17 protein-coding genes, 1 pseudogene and 1 riboswitch are annotated in these 16,325 nt (G+C 74.6%); of the genes and pseudogenes, 12 read left to right on the top strand and 6 right to left on the bottom strand.

Annotated elements, in window-relative coordinates:
- The first annotated feature begins 214 nt into the window (after positions 1-214).
- A riboswitch (FMN riboswitch) is annotated at positions 215-372 on the top strand.
- A 151-nt stretch (positions 373-523) separates the two neighbouring features.
- The 6 genes from ribD to AWQ70_RS35955 all read left to right on the top strand — a co-directional run bounded on the left by ribD (position 524) and on the right by AWQ70_RS35955 (position 5,331).
- Complete coding sequence (gene ribD / locus AWQ70_RS35980; RefSeq protein ID WP_245647315.1) at positions 524-1,804, top strand: bifunctional diaminohydroxyphosphoribosylaminopyrimidine deaminase/5-amino-6-(5-phosphoribosylamino)uracil reductase RibD; 1,281 nt, start codon at positions 524-526, stop codon at positions 1,802-1,804.
- Between the two features lies 1 nt (position 1,805).
- Positions 1,806-2,414 (top strand): riboflavin synthase, encoded by a 609-nt coding sequence (locus tag AWQ70_RS35975; protein WP_067186486.1) that lies wholly within the window; start codon positions 1,806-1,808, stop codon positions 2,412-2,414.
- Positions 2,411-3,043 carry a nicotinamide mononucleotide transporter family protein gene (locus AWQ70_RS35970; protein ID WP_067186484.1) on the top strand — a complete coding sequence of 211 codons (633 nt, stop codon included), beginning with the start codon at positions 2,411-2,413 and terminating at the stop codon, positions 3,041-3,043. The genes AWQ70_RS35975 and AWQ70_RS35970 overlap by 4 nt, the downstream gene beginning before the upstream one ends.
- Positions 3,040-4,296 (top strand): bifunctional 3,4-dihydroxy-2-butanone-4-phosphate synthase/GTP cyclohydrolase II, encoded by a 1,257-nt coding sequence (locus AWQ70_RS35965; RefSeq protein ID WP_245647314.1) that lies wholly within the window; start codon positions 3,040-3,042, stop codon positions 4,294-4,296. The genes AWQ70_RS35970 and AWQ70_RS35965 overlap by 4 nt, the downstream gene beginning before the upstream one ends.
- On the top strand, positions 4,293-4,775 hold the full coding sequence (gene ribH, locus AWQ70_RS35960) for a 6,7-dimethyl-8-ribityllumazine synthase (RefSeq protein WP_067186481.1): 483 nt from the start codon (positions 4,293-4,295) through the stop codon (positions 4,773-4,775). The genes AWQ70_RS35965 and ribH overlap by 4 nt, the downstream gene beginning before the upstream one ends.
- A 103-nt stretch (positions 4,776-4,878) precedes the next feature.
- Complete coding sequence (locus tag AWQ70_RS35955) at positions 4,879-5,331, top strand: PH domain-containing protein (RefSeq protein WP_067186479.1); 453 nt, start codon at positions 4,879-4,881, stop codon at positions 5,329-5,331.
- Positions 5,332-5,347: 16 nt separating this feature from the next.
- On the opposite strand, the gene AWQ70_RS35950 is transcribed toward AWQ70_RS35955, so the two are convergent.
- Genes AWQ70_RS35950 through AWQ70_RS35935 form a run of 4 tightly spaced genes read right to left on the bottom strand, consistent with a single transcriptional unit; the run spans position 5,348 to position 9,064 of the window.
- On the bottom strand, positions 5,348-6,487 hold the full coding sequence (locus tag AWQ70_RS35950) for an LLM class flavin-dependent oxidoreductase (RefSeq protein WP_067186477.1): 1,140 nt from the start codon (positions 6,485-6,487) through the stop codon (positions 5,348-5,350).
- Positions 6,487-7,494: an ABC transporter substrate-binding protein gene (locus AWQ70_RS35945; protein WP_084518190.1), complete on the bottom strand. Its 1,008-nt coding sequence runs from the start codon at positions 7,492-7,494 to the stop codon at positions 6,487-6,489. The genes AWQ70_RS35950 and AWQ70_RS35945 overlap by 1 nt, the downstream gene beginning before the upstream one ends.
- Complete coding sequence (locus AWQ70_RS35940; protein WP_067186475.1) at positions 7,491-8,234, bottom strand: ABC transporter ATP-binding protein; 744 nt, start codon at positions 8,232-8,234, stop codon at positions 7,491-7,493. The genes AWQ70_RS35945 and AWQ70_RS35940 overlap by 4 nt, the downstream gene beginning before the upstream one ends.
- Positions 8,207-9,064, bottom strand: coding sequence for an ABC transporter permease (locus tag AWQ70_RS35935; RefSeq protein WP_067186473.1), 858 nt, complete (start codon positions 9,062-9,064; stop codon positions 8,207-8,209). The genes AWQ70_RS35940 and AWQ70_RS35935 overlap by 28 nt, the downstream gene beginning before the upstream one ends.
- Before the next feature lie 140 nt (positions 9,065-9,204).
- On the opposite strand from AWQ70_RS35935, the gene AWQ70_RS35930 reads away from it, so the two are divergent.
- Positions 9,205-9,495, top strand: a complete 291-nt coding sequence (locus AWQ70_RS35930) for a DUF4031 domain-containing protein (protein ID WP_067186471.1) — start codon at positions 9,205-9,207, stop codon at positions 9,493-9,495.
- Positions 9,496-9,570: 75 nt separating this feature from the next.
- Here AWQ70_RS35930 and AWQ70_RS35925 read toward each other — a convergent pair whose 3' ends face one another.
- A complete protein-coding gene (locus AWQ70_RS35925; RefSeq protein ID WP_174552457.1) occupies positions 9,571-10,182 on the bottom strand; it encodes an HD domain-containing protein in 612 nt (203 codons plus the stop codon).
- A 170-nt stretch (positions 10,183-10,352) separates the two neighbouring features.
- Here AWQ70_RS35925 and AWQ70_RS35920 point away from each other — a divergent pair, with 170 nt between their 5' ends.
- From AWQ70_RS35920 to AWQ70_RS35900, 5 genes and pseudogenes are all read left to right on the top strand, one after another.
- Positions 10,353-11,249 carry an AAA family ATPase gene (locus AWQ70_RS35920; protein WP_067186497.1) on the top strand — a complete coding sequence of 299 codons (897 nt, stop codon included), beginning with the start codon at positions 10,353-10,355 and terminating at the stop codon, positions 11,247-11,249.
- Positions 11,250-11,409: 160 nt separating this feature from the next.
- On the top strand, positions 11,410-12,621 hold the full coding sequence (locus AWQ70_RS35915; protein WP_084518191.1) for a vWA domain-containing protein: 1,212 nt from the start codon (positions 11,410-11,412) through the stop codon (positions 12,619-12,621).
- A pseudogene (locus AWQ70_RS35910) lies at positions 12,614-13,708 on the top strand (XdhC family protein); the annotation flags it as partial. The gene AWQ70_RS35915 and the pseudogene AWQ70_RS35910, both read left to right, overlap by 8 nt.
- 202 nt (positions 13,709-13,910) lie before the next feature.
- Positions 13,911-14,495, top strand: coding sequence for a nucleotidyltransferase family protein (locus AWQ70_RS35905; RefSeq protein WP_067186468.1), 585 nt, complete (start codon positions 13,911-13,913; stop codon positions 14,493-14,495).
- A 102-nt stretch (positions 14,496-14,597) separates the two neighbouring features.
- Complete coding sequence (locus AWQ70_RS35900) at positions 14,598-15,632, top strand: LLM class F420-dependent oxidoreductase (RefSeq protein WP_067186466.1); 1,035 nt, start codon at positions 14,598-14,600, stop codon at positions 15,630-15,632.
- A gap of 129 nt (positions 15,633-15,761) precedes the next feature.
- On the opposite strand, the gene AWQ70_RS35895 is transcribed toward AWQ70_RS35900, so the two are convergent.
- Positions 15,762-16,307: a TetR/AcrR family transcriptional regulator gene (locus AWQ70_RS35895; protein ID WP_169808796.1), complete on the bottom strand. Its 546-nt coding sequence runs from the start codon at positions 16,305-16,307 to the stop codon at positions 15,762-15,764.
- Positions 16,308-16,325 lie beyond the last annotated feature (18 nt).

Below are 16,325 nucleotides of genomic sequence, written 5' to 3'. Positions count from 1 at the left end.
GCCCCCGGGCCCCCTGAGCTTCCGGCCCCCCAGAGCTTCCTGAGCTTCCGGCCCCCGAGCGCACGACTGAGCGGATCTCCGAGCGCATCCCCGTGAGCCTCCCGCAGGGGCGCCCTTGGGGGGTGGGTTGGGGGCGGTTTGCCGCGCCATGGCACACTGATAAGCGGGAGCGGGTCCGGCACCGGGCGCGCGACCACTCGATAGACGTAAGAGCAAGCGTGCTCCGGGGTCGGTGAAATTCCGAACCGGCGGTGACATCCGTTCCCACACGGGGACGCGGTGAAGTCCGCGACCCGGCCGAAGCCATCGGCCGGTGGACCTGGTGTGATTCCAGGACCGACGGTCATAGTCCGGATGGGAGGAAGCGCGCGAACGGGTGACAGGGCCGTTTCACGGCGGGTCCGGCGCAGTCCGGGCAGGCCGGTGGCGGCGGTGCCGCCCGTGGGACACGGCCCGTGCGGCCCGTGTCCGTCCTCACACCCCGGGGCCCGCCTGGCGACACAGGCGAGGAGGAATGACCGGGGTGAGCGAGCAGATCCCCCCCATCCCCGACATCCCCGTTGTCCCCGCGCGCCCCGGCGAGGCGCTTCCCGGAGACCTCACGGGCGGGCTCTCCCGTGACGCGCACCCCGTGGACACGGCCTCACAGGACACGGCCTCACGGGACGCGGATTCCCGGGACGTCCGGCACATGCGGCGGGCGGTCGCACTGGCCGCCCGCGGCCTCGGCACCACCAGCCCCAACCCCGTGGTCGGCTGCGTCGTCCTCGACGCCGCCTCCGCCGTCGCGGGCGAGGGCTTCCACGCGTACGCCGGGGGGCCGCACGCCGAGGTCGTCGCGCTGCGCGAGGCGGGGGAGCGGGCCAGGGGCGGCACCGCGTACGTGACGCTCGAACCCTGCAACCACACCGGCAGGACCGGACCGTGCGCGGAGGCGCTCCTCGACGCCGGCGTCGCCCGGGTCGTGGTCGCCGTCGCCGACCCCAACCCCGTCGCCGCCGGAGGCGTCGAACGGCTCAGGGAGCGCGGTGTCCGGGTCGACGTCGGCGTGCTGGCGGAGGAGGCCGAGCGGGTCAACGCCGCCTGGCTCACCTCCGTCCGGGCCCGCCGGCCGCACGTCACCTGGAAGTTCGCGGCCACGCTCGACGGCAGGTCGGCCGCCAGCGACGGCACCAGCAAGTGGATCACCTCGCCCGAGGCCCGCGCCGACGTCCACCGCCTGCGGGCCGGGTGCGACGCGATCGTCGCGGGGATCGGCACGGTCCTCGCGGACGACCCCCTGCTGACCGTCCGGACCCCCGGGGAGGGGGAGCCCGGACGCCTCCCGCTGCGCGTCGTCGTCGACTCCGGCGCCCGCACGCCGGCGGCGGCCCGCGTCCTGTCCGGCCCCGCGCCCACCCTGGTCGCGGTGGCCGCCGACGCCGTCGTCCCGCCCCACCTCCCCGACGTCGTACGGCTGCCGCGCACGCCGTACGGGCTGGACCTGCGGGCGCTCCTGGAGGAGCTGCGCCGGCGGCAGATCGTGAGCGTGCTGGTGGAGGGCGGGCCGAGCCTGGCCGGGTCCTTCGTCAGGGAGGGCCTGGTGGACCGGGTCGTCGGCTATCTCGCCCCGGCGCTGCTGGGGGCGGGGGCGGCGGCGCTCGGCCCGGCCGGAGCCGCCACGATCGCCGAGATCCACCGCCTCGAAATCGAGGATGTCACCCCCATCGGGCCGGACCTGCGGGTCGTGCTCCGCCCCGGAGGCCGCCAGGGCTCCGGGGACGCCGCCGCGTCCCTCCGGCCGGCACCATCGAAGGAGAACTGAGATGTTCACCGGAATCGTTGAGGAACTGGGCGAGGTCGTCGCGATCGAGCCGCTGACCGACTCGGCCCGCCTGTCGGTGCGCGGCGAGATCGTCACCTCCGACGCCGTCCATGGCGGGTCCATCGCGGTCAACGGTGTCTGCCTGACCGTCGTCGGAGTCGCGGACGGCGTGTTCACCGCCGACGTGATGAAGGAGACCCTGGACCGCTCCTGCCTCGGCGTGCTGGTGCCGGGCGCCCGGGTCAACCTGGAGCGCGCCGTACGCGCCGACCAGCGGCTGGGCGGCCACATCGTGCAGGGGCACGTGGACGGCACCGGCGTGGTGCTCTCCCGAGAGCCCGGCGCCCACTGGGAGGTCGTGCGCTTCTCGCTGCCGGCCGAGCTGGACCGCTACGTCGTCGAGAAGGGCTCGATCGCGGTGGACGGCGTGAGCCTCACCGTGGCCGGAGTGGACACCGGCGGCTTCGCCGTCAGCCTGATCCCCGCCACGCTGGAGATGACCACCCTCGGGCGCAAGCAGCCGGGCGACCCGGTCAACCTGGAGGTCGACGTCATCGCCAAGCACGTCGAGAAGCTCGTCGGCGCGCACATCCTGGGGACCCGGCCGTGAACTGGGTCGAGGCGGGGTTCGGCGTCTTCGGCCAGCACGTCCGCTGGACCGACCTGGCGGGCAACGTGTGCGCCCTCGGCACCGTCTGGCTCGCGATGAGGAAGACGATCTGGACCTGGCCGGTCCAGCTCGCGGGCGCGGTGCTGCTGTTCGCGGCCTCGATCAGCGCCCACATCACCGGCAACGCGCTGAAGCAGGCGCTGTTCGGCGTGCTCGCCGTCTACGGGTGGATCCGCTGGTCGCGCCGCACCCGCGACGGCGCGCCGCTCGGCATCCGCTCGGCCACGCCCCGGGAGCGGGTCGCGCTGCTCGCCGTGCTCGCCGCCGGCACGGTCGCGGTGGCGCTGCTCTTCATGTTCCTCAACTCGCGCGGCCTCGACGTGTCGTGGGCGCCGTGGCCCGACGCGTACATCTTCGTCGGCAGCGCGGTCGCGACCTGGGCGCAGGGGCGGGCGCTGGTCGACTTCTGGCTGCTGTGGGTCGCCGTCGACCTGGTCGGCGTCCCCCTGGCGTTCCGGTCGGGACTGGTCGTCTCCGGCGCGGTGTACGCCGTCTTCTTCGTCATGGTTCTGATCGGGTTCCGCGACTGGCTGCGCCAGTCCCGCACGCTGGAGGCAGCTACCACATGACCACCGCCGACCACATGACCACGTCCGAGCACCCCGCCATCCGCCTGGACCCGATCGAACGCGCCGTCGCGGACATCCGCGAGGGCCGGCCGGTCATCGTCGTGGACAACGAGCACCGCGAGAACGAGGGCGACATCATCTTCGCCGCCGCCAAGGCGACGCCCGAGCTCGTCGCGTTCATGATCCGCTACACCAGCGGCGTCATCTGCGTCGCCATGGAGGGGGGCGAGCTGGACCGGCTCGGCCTGCCGCTGATGGTCCACGAGAACAAGGAGCGCCTGCGCACCGCGTACACGATCAGCGTGGACGCCAGGGACGGCGTGACCACCGGCATCTCGGCCGCCGACCGGGCGCGGACGATCCGCACGCTCTGCGACTCGGCCACCGAGCCGTACGAGCTGGTCCGGCCGGGGCACATCTTCCCGCTGCGCTACCGGGAGGGCGGCGTGCTGGCCCGCCCCGGCCACACCGAGGCGGCGGTGGACCTGGCCCGGCTGGCCGGGCTCGCCCCGGGGGGCGCCCTCGCCGAGGTCGTCAACGACGACGGCACCATGAAGCGGCTGCCCGCGCTGCGCGAGTTCGCCGACGAGCACGACCTCGCGCTCGTCTCGATCGAGCAGCTCATCGACTACCGCAGGCGCACCGAGCGCATGGTGACCAGGGTCGCCGAGACCCGCATCCCCAACCGGTACGGCCTCTGGCGGGCCTATGGCTACTCCAGCGCGCTGGACGGCGGCGAGCACCTCGCGCTCGTCTACGGCGACCTGGCCGACGGCGAGAACATCCTGGTCCGCGCCCACTCGGAGTGCCTCACCGGCGACGTGCTCGGCTCGCTCCGCTGCGACTGCGGGGTGCAGCTCGACCACGCCATGGCGGCCATCGCCGAGGAGGGCAGGGGCGTCGTGGTCTACCTGCGCGGCCACGAGGGCCGGGGGATCGGCCTGCTCGCCAAGCTCCGCGCGTACGGGCTGCAGGACAACGGCAGCGACACCGTCGACGCCAACGTGGAGCTGGGCCTTCCGGTGGACGCGCGGGAGTTCTCCAACGCGTCCCAGATGCTCGCCGACCTCGGCGTGAAGTCCGTGCGGCTGCTGAGCAACAACCCCGCCAAGGTGCACGGCATGGACGGCTACGGCATCAAGGTGCTCGGCCGCGAGCCCATGCCCGTGGCGGTCAACCCGTACAACGAGAAGTATCTGACGGCCAAGCGCGACCGGCTCGGCCACGACATTCCCAGGGAGGACCAGGCATGAGTGGTGCTGGACGCCCGAAGGCGGCCCCCGTCGAGGCGGCCGGGCTGACCGTCGGCATCGTCGCGGCCCGGTGGCACGCGGAGATCACCGACCGGCTGGTGGAACGCGCCGTGCGGGCCGCGCGGGACTGCGGTGCGGAGCCGACCGTCCTGCGGGTGGCCGGGTCGCTGGAGATCCCGGTCGTGGCGCAGGCCCTCGCGCGCAGATGCGACGCGGTGGTGGCGCTCGGCGCGGTGATCCGCGGCGAGACCGCCCACTTCGACTACGTCTGCGACTCGGTGACGGCCGGGTTGACCAGGGTGTCGCTGGACGAGTCCACCCCGGTCGGGAACGGGGTGCTCACCTGTGAGACCCTCGATCAGGCGCTCGACCGCTCCGGCGTGCCGGGCGGTCACGAGGACAAGGGATATGAGGCGACGGTCGCCGCGCTGGAGACCGCGCTCCTGCTCCGCGACCCGGCGCTCGTGCCCGCGCGGTAGCGTGCACGCGACCCGTTCGACCAACGCATCTCGGTGATCATGCAGACGCTCACAGGTACCCCACCGGCCGGCCACCACGTCGTCGACGAGCGCGGGGCGCGCCATGACGGCTGACGCGCCGCCCCCGCTGCCGGTGACCTGGCGCCCCCGCCGGGCCAGGATCATCGCGTACGGCATGGCCGCGGTGATGGTGGTGGGCTCGGTGGTCCTCGCGCTGGTCCTCCCCGAGCAGTTCAAGCTGCCGGACCGGATCGGCATGATCGCCTTCGGCTGCGCGGTCGCGGCCGTGCTGCACCTGCTCGGGCGGCTGCGCGTCGAGGCGGACGAGCGGGGCGTCACGGTCGTCAACGCGCTGCGCACCCACCGCTACGAGTGGGCCGAGGTGCTCGACGTGAACCTGGTCGAGGGCGACCCCTGGCCCAAGCTCGACCTGGCCGACGGCTACAGCGTCGGCGCGATGGGCATCCAGGGCACGGAGAAGGCGCGCTCCCGGAAGGCCGTCTCCGAGCTGCGCGCCCTCATCCGCGCCCGCGGCGAGGCCCCCGACCACGACTGAGGCCGGGGGCCGCCGCTCAGGCGGTCAGCCGTACCCGCTCCCGCGCCGCCCCGCCGAGCAGGCCGCGGCGGCGCAGCTCGGGCAGCACGCCCTCGCCGAACCAGTACGCCTCCTCCAGGTGGGGATAGCCGGACAGCACGAACTCGGAGATCCCGAGCGCGGCGTACTCCTCGATCAGGTCGGCGACCTCGGCGTGGCTGCCGACCAGCGCCGTGCCCGCGCCGCCGCGCACCAGGCCGACACCCGCCCACAGCCCGGGGTGGATCTCCAGATCCCGTACGGCGCCGCCGGAGAAGCCCCGGCTGAGGGCCAGCATCCGCTTCTGCCCGACGGACTCGCTGCGGGCGAGGACGGCGCGGGCGGCCTCGGCGTCCGCCGGGTCGATCCGGTCGAGCAGCCGCCCGGCCTCGGCCCACGCGGCGGCGGAGGTGTCCCTGGCGATCACGTGCAGCCGGATGCCGAACCGCAGCGTCCGGCCTTCCGCGGCCGCGAGCGAGCGCACCCACTCCAGCTTCTCCGCGACCTGGGCGGGCGGCTCGCCCCAGGTGAGGTAGACGTCCACGTGCCGGGCCGCGACCGGCCCGGCCGCCGCCGACGAGCCGCCGAAGTACAGCTCGGGCACGGGCGAGGGCGGCTCGGCCACCGCGGCCTGCTCGACGTCGTAGTACGCCCCCCGGAAGTCGAACGGCCCTTCCCAGGCGCCGCGGACGACCGTGAGGAACTCGTCGGTGCGGGCGTACCGCTCGCCCTTGTCGAGGTGGTCGCCGAACCGCCGCTGCTCCGCCCCCTCGCCGCCGGTGACGACGTTGAGCAGCAGCCGTCCGCCGGAGATCCGCTGGTAGGTGGCGGCCATCTGGGCGGCCAGCGTGGGGGAGAGCGCCCCTGGCCGGAACGCCACCAGGAACTTCAGCCGGGTCGTCACCTGGGTCAGCGCGGCGGTGACCAGCCAGGCGTCCTCGCACCAGGTGCCGGTCGGGGTGAGCACCGCCTCGAAGCCGAGCTGCTCGGCCGACCTGGCGATCTGGCCGAGGTAGTCGATCGAGGGCGGCCGGTACGCCTCCGACTCCGGCGCGCCGTACCCGCGGCGCAGGCCGTGCCCGCCTCCGACGATCGTTCTCCCGTCGCCCGAGGTGGGCAGGAACCAGTGGAATCTCATCACGCGCCCTTTCCGAGGAGGTCGTTGAACCGGCCGTCGAGGAAGTCGGAGAACCGCACCCGGCCGGGGATGAGGCCCTCCGCGGCGAACGCGTCGGCGATCCGCTGCTCGGACGCGGCGACCGAGTCGTCGATCGGGACGGGAGTGCTGACGATGTTCGCCGCGGCCGCCCGCGTCACCTCGCCGGGCAGGCCGGTCTCCCGCGCCCACACCTGCGCCCATTCCGCCTGGTGGGTGACGGACCAGGCCCTGGCGCGGGCGAGCCGGGAGAGGAAGTCCCGGATCGCGGCCTCCTTGCCGGGGTCGCGCAGGGCGTCCCGGGCGGCGACCTGGAAGCCGAGGCCGTTGACGTAGCCGTCGCCGTCCACCAGCACTCTCGCCCCGTGCTTGAGCAGCGCCTGGGAGGTGAAGGGGTCCCAGATCGCCCACGCGTCCACCGTGCCGGAGGAGAACGCGGCGAGGGCGTCCGCCGGCTGGAGGTACTGCGGACGGATGTCCGCGAAGGAGATCCCCTCCCTCTTCAGAACGGCGAGCAGGTGATAGTGGGCGGAGCTGCCCTTGGCCACCGCGATCCTCCTGCCCCTGAGCTGGGCGGGCGCCGTGATGGGGGAGCTTCCGGGGACCAGGACGGCCGAGCCGGCGGCGGACTGCCGGTACGCGGCCACCGCCGTGATCGCCGATCCGGAGGCGGCGGCGAACACCGGCGGGGTGTTGCCGACGCCGCCGATGTCCACCGCGCCCGCGTTGACGGCCTCGAGCAGCGGCGGCCCGGACGTGAAGGTGGCCCAGGAGATCCGGTACGGCGTGCCGCCGAGCAGCCCGGCGGCCTTGAGCAGCGCCTCGGATCCGGCCTTCTGGTCCCCGACCCGCAGCGTCACGACCGTGCCGGGGGAGCCGGCCGCCGCCGTACCGGAGCCGGGCCCGGGGGCGCAGGCCGCGGCGGCCGAGGCGGCGACCGCGAGCAGGAGGGCCGCGGCGCGCCTCCTCGTCAGGACGGTCCCGGTCACGCCGCTCCTCCCGCGGTCACGCCGAGCGCGGCGAGCAGGGCCGAACGGAGGGAGACCAGCTCGGGGTCGTCGCGGTGGCGGGGCCGCCGGGCCGTGACGGGCGACTCGTGCGCGATGCGGCCCCCGTCCAGGACGAGGACGCGGTCGGCCAGCAGCAGGGCCTCGTCCACGTCGTGCGTCACCAGCAGGACGGCGGGCCGGTGGACCGACCACAGCGTGAGCACGAGATGGTGCATGGTCATCCGGGTCAGCGCGTCCAGGGCGCTGAACGGCTCGTCGAGGAGCAGCAGCTCCGGCTCGCGCACGAGGGCGCGCGCCAGGCTGGCCCGCTGGGCCTCCCCGCCGGACAGGGTCAGCGGCCAGGCGTCCGCCCGCGCGGTCAGCTCGACCTCCGCGAGCGCCGCGTCCGCCCGCACGCCCGCGTCGGGCGCGTGGAGCCCGAGCGTGACGTTGGCGCGCACCCGCCGCCAGGGGATGAGCCGGGGTTCCTGGAACGCCACCGCGACCGAGCCGGTGACGGTCACCACGCCCTCGGTCCCGTCGTCCAGGCCGGCGAGGGCGCGCAGCAGCGTGGACTTGCCCGATCCGCTGCGGCCGAGCAGCGCGATGAACTCGCCCTCGGCGATCTCCAGGTCGAGCCGGTCGAGCACGGTGCGGCCGCCGAACTCCCTGCTGAGGTCGCGGACGGCGGCCACCCGCCCGGTCGGGAGGGTCACGCCGCCGGGAACGCGCGCCGCCATGCGAGGGCCCTCCTTTCCAGCAGCCGTACGAGCGCGTCGGTGAGCAGGCCGAGGACGCTGTAGACGAGGAGGCCGACCACGATCACGTCCGTGCGCAGGAACTCGCGCGCGTCGTTGATCAGGTAGCCCAGGCCGGCGTCGGCGTTGACCTGCTCGGCGACGATGAGCGCGAGCCAGGCGACGCCGAGGCTCTGCCGGAGGCCGACCAGCGTCTGCGGGAGCGCCCCGGGCAGTACGACGTGCCGGATGAGCGCGGCGCGGCCGAGCCCGATCGTGCGGGCCACCTCGGCCAGCCTGCCGTCCACGCCGCGGATGCCGGAGTGGGTGTTCAGATAGAGCGGGAAGGACACGGCGAGCGCGATCAGCAGGATCTTGGGCGCCTCGCCGATGCCGAACCAGAGGATGAACAGCGGGATCAGCCCGAAGAACGGCAGCGCGCGCAGCATCTGCATGATCGGGTCGACCGCGTTCTCGCCCCCGCGGCTCAGGCCGCTGATCACGGCCAGGCCGACGCCCGCGACCGCGCCCAGCGCGAAGCCGATCAGGACGCGGTGCAGCGAGACCGCGACGGCGGTGGTGAGCGTGCCCTGCCGTACGAGGTCGAGCGCGGTGGCGGCGATCGCGGTCGGGGCGGCGAGCAGGCGTTCCGGGAGGAGCCCCGTGCCGCCGGCGGCCTGCCAGACGGCGACGAGGGCCAGCGGGCTGACCCAGCGCCGCCAGGCGTGGCCGGGCAGCCGCCGAGGACGAGGACGGGGACGGGGACGGGGACGGGGACGCGGGCCGGGACGCGACGCGGTCCTGGCCGGCGTCCCCAGTTCGAGGACGGACATCGGGAAACCTCGCAGTGGCCGGTGGAATCGGTCTCCATCAGCATTACCCCCATTTCCTACTGGGTCAATTGGTTTTTAGAACGAGTCGGGTTTCGCCGTAAAGTTCCGCTGGAACGATCGTCGACCCCGTGAGGCCCAGAGTGAGCGTGCTGATCGACCGGCCCAACTGGCCCGGACCCCGCGGACTGCTCTGGTCCCACCTCGTCAGCGACGACTCGTACGAGGAGCTGCACGGCTTCGCCCGGCTCCTCGGGGTGCCGCCGCGCGCCTTCGACCGCGACCACTACGACGTGCCCGAGACGGCCTACGACCGGGCCGTCCTGCTCGGCGCCGAGCCGGTGTCGAGCCGGGAGCTCGTCTCCCGCCTGCGGGCCTCCGGGCTGCGCCGCCCCAAGCACCGCCCCCTGGCCGGGTGGCCTTCGGCCGAGTGACCTCGCCCGGGGCCGTGGGGCGTCGCCGGGGCCCGTGCGGTCACGCGGGTGAGGCGGGCCTTCCCGTCCCGGCCGTCAGGTGAGCGCGGCCAGCTCGCCGGCCAGGTTGTCCCGCGCCCGCGCCTCCCACAGCTCCCGCCCGGTGGCCGTGCCGTACAGGCGGGGCCGGTCGAGGAGCCGCCGCAGGACCTGCGCGCGTCCGGCGCGGAACAGCGCCTCCGGCACCTCCCGGTACTCCTCGCGCACCGCCCGCGCGTACGCCGAGTAGGCGGGCCGCGCGCCGCCCAGGACGGACAGGTCGGCGTCGCACAGCACCGCCGCGTTCGCGTCGCCGGGCTCGTACGCGTGCGTGGCGGTCACCCGCACCAGCCGCGCCACCTCGCGCACCAGCGCGTCCGGCGCCCCGCAGGCGGTCAGGCGGGACCACGCGAGCTGGGCGCTGCGCTCCTCGTCCCACCCCGCCCGCCCCTCGTACACCGCGTCGTGGAACCAGGCGGCCAGCCGTACGGCGTGAGCGTCGGCGGCGTGCCCGGCGAGCGGTTCGACGGCGGCGAGGACGGCGTCCAGGTGCGCGGTCGTGTGATATCGCCGGTGCGGCTCGGCCCAGCGCGCGAGCAGCTCGGCGCGCAGCGCGTCCGCGCACGGGGAGGCGGGCAGGCCGAGGGAACGCGGCGCGGGTGCGGTCATACCGACGAACCTATCGGCCGGGACACCAGGAGAAGTCATACGAATTCGTCCGCTGTTTGGCGAAATAGACCACAGTCAGGCGAGGGCGGGAGACGTAGCCTGACTGTGTGTCGCAGACGACGAACCCCGATCCGGCGGCCGGCGGCGGGGTGACCGGAAGCGCGGCCGGGATCGACTCGCCCGCCAAGCTGGCCACGCTGCTGGAGGAGCACGACTACCTGGCCGACGAGGGCCTCGCCACGGCCGTGTTCCTGGCGCTGCGCATGGGGCGCCCGCTCTTCCTGGAGGGCGAGGCGGGGGTCGGCAAGACCGAGCTGGCCAAGACCCTCGCGGCGATCCTCGACGCGCCGCTCATCAGGTTGCAGTGCTACGAGGGGCTCGACGCCGCCCAGGCGCTCTACGACTGGGACTTCGCCCGCCAGTTGTTGCACCTCAAGGCGGCGGAGGCGGCCGGGGTCACCGACGTCCGGGCGTTGGAGGGCGAGATCTACGACCGCAGGTTCCTGGTCGCCCGGCCGCTGCTGCGCGCCCTGGAGACCCGGCCGTGCGTGCTCCTCGTGGACGAGATCGACCGGGCCGACGACGAGTTCGAGGCGTTCCTCCTCGAGGTGCTGTCCGACTTCACCATCTCCGTGCCCGAGCTGGGCACGATCAGGGCGGAGACGCCGCCGGTCGTCGTCCTGACGTCCAACCGCACCCGCGAGGTGCACGAGGCGCTCAAGCGGCGCTGCCTGTACCACTGGATCGAGCACCCCTCCTTCGAGCGCGAGGTCGCGATCCTGCTGCGGCGGCTGCCCGCGTGCACCGAGGAGCTGGCCGCCGATGTGGCCGGCGCGGCCGGACGCCTGCGCGGGGCCGACCTGGTCAAGCCCCCCGGGGTCGCCGAGACGCTCGACTGGGCCGAGGCCCTGCTCACGCTCGGCGCCGCCCGGCTGGACCCCGGCCTGGCCGCCGTCACCCTGGGCGCGCTGCTCAAATACCGCGAAGACCAGGAGGCCGTACGGCGCGGCGGCCTGCTCGGCGACGGGCCGGCCGCGGGCGTGGGAGGCGGCGTCCGCCGTGCCTGACCCGGGCCGCGACCCTCGTGGGACGCCCTCCACGGGCGGACCCGGCGAGCCCGCCGTCGTCCGGGAGGCGGTGGGGGGACCGCGGGTTCCCTCCGGGGAGAGCGCGGCCGCGGAAGGGCCCGGGGCCGCGGACGACGACCGCGCCGCCCTTGTCCGCGCGATGACCGGCTTCGCCCGCACGCTGCGCGCCGCGGGGGTACCGGCGGACCACCAGAGGACCCAGGGCTTCCTGGCCGCGCTGCGCGAGCTGGGCGCGCGGGAGCCCCGCGACGTCTACTGGGCCGGACGGCTGACGCTCTGCTCCGGCCCCGACGACCTCGACCGGTACGACCGGTGCTTCACGGCCTACTTCGGCGGCGAGCGGCCCCGCCCCGCCGCGCGGGTGACGCCCGCCGTGGCCGTGACCCGTTTCGTCCTCCACCAGGAGGGCTCCGGAGAGCGGGACGAGGGACGCGGCGAGGAGAGCGCGGCGGCGGCCACGGCGAGCGAGATCGAGGTGCTGCGCCACCGGGACGTCGCCCGGATGACCGCCGCCGAGCGCCGGGAGGTGGCCCGGCTCCTCGGCATGCTCAGGAGCGCCCGCGAGCGGCGCAGGTCGCGCCGCCGCACGCCGTCCCACCGGGGCGCGCTCGACGGCCGCCGCACCGTGCGCGAGGCCGTCCGCCGCGGCGGCGAGCCCGCCCGGCTGCGGTTCCGGGCCCCCGGGGAGAAGCCCAGGCGCGTCGTCATGCTCGTGGACGTGAGCGGCTCGATGGCCCCCTACGCCGACACGCTGCTGCGCTTCGCGCACGCCCTGGTCCGGGCCGAGCCGCGCGCGACCGAGGTGTTCAGCGTGGGCACCCGCCTCACCAGGGTCACCGCCGAGCTGCGCCAGCGCGACCCGGCCGCCGCCATGGACGCCGTGTCCGCGGCGATCCCCGACTGGAGCGGCGGCACCCGGCTGGGGGAGGAGCTGAAGGAGCTGCTCCGGCTGCCCGACCCCAGGGGGGCGGTCGTGGTGATCGCCTCGGACGGCTGGGAGCGCGGCGACGCGAGCCTGCTCGGACGGCAGATGGAGCGGCTGGCGCGGCTCGCCCACCGGGTGATCTGGGTCAACCCGCACAAGGGCGATCCGGCGTACCGGCCGCTGACCGCCGGGATGCGGGCGGCCCTGCCGTACATCACGGACTTCGTCGCCGGGCACAGCCTGGCCGCGTTCGAGGAGCTGGCGCTGCGCCTCGCGGGAGGCGGGCCCGGTCGACGGGGCCCCGCCCACGGCGGTCACGTTCGCGGCGGCCCGGCTCTGGGCGGTCGGGCTGCAGGTGGTCAGGGTCCCGGTGGTTGGGGTCCCGGTGGTTGGGGTCCGGGTGGGAGAGGGAGGCCGGATGCGTGACGTGCTGTCCCAGATCGTGCGGTGGTGGGAGGAGGGGGAGCGGTTCGGCCTTGCCACGGTCGTCGGCACCTTCCGCAGCGCGCCGCGCCCGCCCGGGGCGTCGATGGCGGTGCTCGGGGACGAGGCCGCGGGCAGCGTCTCCGGCGGCTGCGTCGAGGGCGCGGTCTACGACCTGGCCCAGCGCGTGGTGGCCGACGGCGCGCCCGTGCTCCAGCGGTACGGCGTCAGCGACGACGACGCCTTCTCCGTCGGCCTGACCTGCGGCGGCCTCATCGACGTGTTCGTCGAGCCCGTCTCGCGCGAGACGTACCCCGAGCTGGGCGAGGTGGCCGCCTCCATCGAACGGCGCGAGCCGGTGGCGGTGGCGACGATCGTCTCCGGACCCGGCCAGATCGGGGCGCGCCGCGTCGTACGGCCCGGCCGCGCCTCCGGGACCCTCGGCTCCTCGCGGCTCGACGACGCGGTCGACGACGACGTGCGCGGCATGCTCGCGCAGGGGATCACCGGCGTCCGCCGGTACGGCCCCGAGGGCGAGCGGCGGCTGGACGACCTGCAGGTGTTCGTGCAGTCGTTCGCGCCGTCCCCGCGGATGCTGGTGTTCGGGGCCATCGACTTCGCCGCGGCGGTCGCGAGGATCGGGAAGTTCCTCGGCTACCACGTGGTGGTCTGCGACGCCCGGCCCGTGTTCGCCACCTCCCGCCGGTTCCCGGAGGCCGACGAGGTCGTGGTGAAGTGGCCGCACGACTACCTGTCCGCCGTGGAGGTGGACGAGCGGACCGTGATCTGCGTCCTCACCCACGACCCCAAGTTCGACGTCCCGCTGCTGGAGGTCGCCCTGCGCACCCCGGCGGCGTACGTGGGGGCCATGGGGTCGCGGCGCACGCACGAGGACCGGCTGCGGCGGCTGCGCGAGGCGGGGGTGACGGACGCGGAGCTGGCCCGGCTGCGGTCGCCGATCGGGCTTGACCTCGGCGCGCGCACCCCGGAGGAGACGGCGGTGTCGATCGCGGCCGAGCTGATCCAGCTCAGGTGGGGCGGATCCGGCCGGGCCCTGACCGAGACCACCGGCCGCATTCACCGCGACGCGGACCTCTCGGCCGCCCCCGACGCCGGAACATCGGACGCGGTGACGTCGGGCGCGGTGCCGCCCGAGGAGGCGGCGCCGGACTCGGGGGTGCCGGGCCGGGGGGCGTCGGACGCGGCGGCGGAGGCGCGGGACATCCGGGTGCCGGGCGTGAAGGAGCCCGGTACGGAGGCGCCGGGCGCTGAGACCGCGGGGGAGCGCGCGGATGGAGACGGCTGAACCCCGTGGTGTCGCGGGCGTCCTGCTCGCGGCCGGCTCGGGCCGCAGGATGGGCGCGCCCAAGGCGCTGGTGGAGTTCGAGGGGGAGCGGCTCGCCGACAGGGGTGTGCGCCTGCTGGCCGAGGGGGGATGCGACCCCGTGCTGATCGTGCTCGGCGCCGCCGAGGTGCGGGTCGCGGGCGCGCTTCCCGTGCGCAACCCGGCCTGGGCGACCGGCATGGGCTCGTCGCTGCGGGCGGGCCTCGCCGCGCTGCCCGCCGCCTCCCACGCCGCGGTGATCGCGCTCGTGGATCAGCCGCTGGTCCGGCCCGAGGCGGTGCGCCGCCTCGTCGCGGCGTTCCGCGCGGGCGCCGGGGTCGCCGTGGCCTCGTACGGCGGCGCGCCGCGCAACCCCGTGCTCATCGCCCGCGAGCACTTCGCGGAGGTGGCCGCCCTCGCCGAGGGAGACGTGGGGGCGCGCCCCTTCCTGCGCGCGCGTCCCGAGCTGGTCACCCTGGTGGCCTGCGACGACGTGGGCGACCCCGCCGACCTCGACACGCCGGACGACCTGCGCGCCCTCGACGGCCGCTGATCTCCCGGGGTTGGCCGCCGCGCGCGACGGTCGTTAGCCTTGGAGGCCCAAGGAAACGGAACAACATTCGGTTCCGGTGCTGCGCGCGGAAGGACGTACGGGATGCGGATCGGGATGGCCCTGAACTACTCCGGGGGCTTCAAGGAGACCGTGGCCGAGCTGGCCGACTACGAGAAGGCCGGGCTGGACGTCGTCTTCGTCCCGGAGGCGTACAGCTTCGACGCGGTCAGCCAGATGGGCTACATCGCGGCGCGGACCGAGCGGCTCCAGATCGCCTCCGGCATCCTGCCGATCTACTCTCGCACTCCGGCGCTGCTGGCGATGACGGCCGCCGGGATGGACTACGTCTCCGACGGCCGCTTCACGCTCGGCATCGGCGCGTCCGGTCCCCAGGTGATCGAGGGCTTCCACGGCGTGCCGTACACCGCGCCGCTCGGCCGCACCCGCGAGATCATCGAGATCTGCCGCAAGGTCTGGCGGCGCGAGCGGCTCGAGTACGCGGGCAAGCACTACACGCTGCCCTTCGAGGGCGGCACCGGCCTCGGCAAGCCGCTGAAGCTGATCAACCACCCCGTGCGCGACCGCGTCCCGATCGTGCTCGCCGCCATCGGCCCCAAGAACGTCGAGCTGGCCGCCGAGCTGGCCGAGGGCTGGGAGCCGATCTTCTTCATGCCGGAGAAGGCCGCCGACGTGTGGGGCGCGTCCCTCGCCGCGGGGAAGGCGAAGCGCGACCCGGCGCTCGGCGAGCTCGACGTCATCGCCCAGGCGTTCCTCGCGATCGGCGACGACGTGGAGGGGCTGCGCGACCTGGGCCGTCCCATGGCCGCCCTCTACATCGGCGGCATGGGCGCCAAGGGCAAGAACTTCTACAACGACCTGGCCCGCCGCTACGGCTACGAGAAGGAGGCCGAGCGGATCCAGGACCTCTACCTGGAGGGCAGGAAGGACGAGGCCGCCGCGCTGGTCCCGGCCGAGCTGCTGGAGCGCATGTCGCTGATCGGCTCCGAGGAGCACGTACGGGAGCGGGTCGCGGCGATGCGGGAGGCCGGGGTGACCACGATCAACGTCGCGCCGATCGCCCGCACCCACGAGGAGCGCCTCGCGCTGATCGAGAAGATCAGGGACATCGCCGCCTGACCCCCGGCCTGACCCCCCGGCCTGACCCGCGTCGGTTCCCTCGATCGCTTTCGCGAGGCGGGTGTGACGAGTGAGAGCGGCCGGAGCCGGGGGCATGTAGTTAATCGTGCAAACGGAACAAATCGCCCCTCAAGGGCGGAGGCAGGCGGTGAAGACGGAGGTCAGCCGCGCCTCCACGGCCGCCTGGTCGGCGTCGCGGAGCGGCTCCGGGCCGAGCAGCCGGCGCAGTGAGCTGACGCCGAGGATGAACGTCACCGCGAGCGCGGCCCGCTCCCTCGGGCGCGGGCCGGTCAACCGCTCCGCGATCGCGCCGATCATGGCGTCCTCGACCCGGGCCCGGAGCACGGCCCTGATCTCCGGGCTGTTCCCCGCGCGGTCGATCGTGCGGGTGAGCTGTTCCACCGTTCCGGTGCTCAACCGCGCCGCCATGCGGGCGGCGAGCCGCGCGGGCAACTCCTCGGGGTCCCCCTCGATGACCGCCTCCAGCGTCGAGCCGGTCGCGACGACCTGGGCGAACAGCCCCGCCTTGGTGCCGAAGTAGCGGTTGATCAGGGAGACGTTCGCGTCGGCCCCGGCGGCGATCATCCGCATCGTGACCTGCTCGTAGCCGTGCTCGGCGAACAACTCCCTGGCCGCCTCCAGGATCCGCCGGCTGGTCGCCGCACGATCTCTCATGGGGCGCAACCCTAACGC

Source organism: Microtetraspora niveoalba (assembly GCF_001570405.1).
GTDB lineage: Bacteria > Actinomycetota > Actinomycetes > Streptosporangiales > Streptosporangiaceae > Microtetraspora > Microtetraspora niveoalba.
This window is presented reverse-complemented; position numbering and strand designations above follow the sequence as displayed.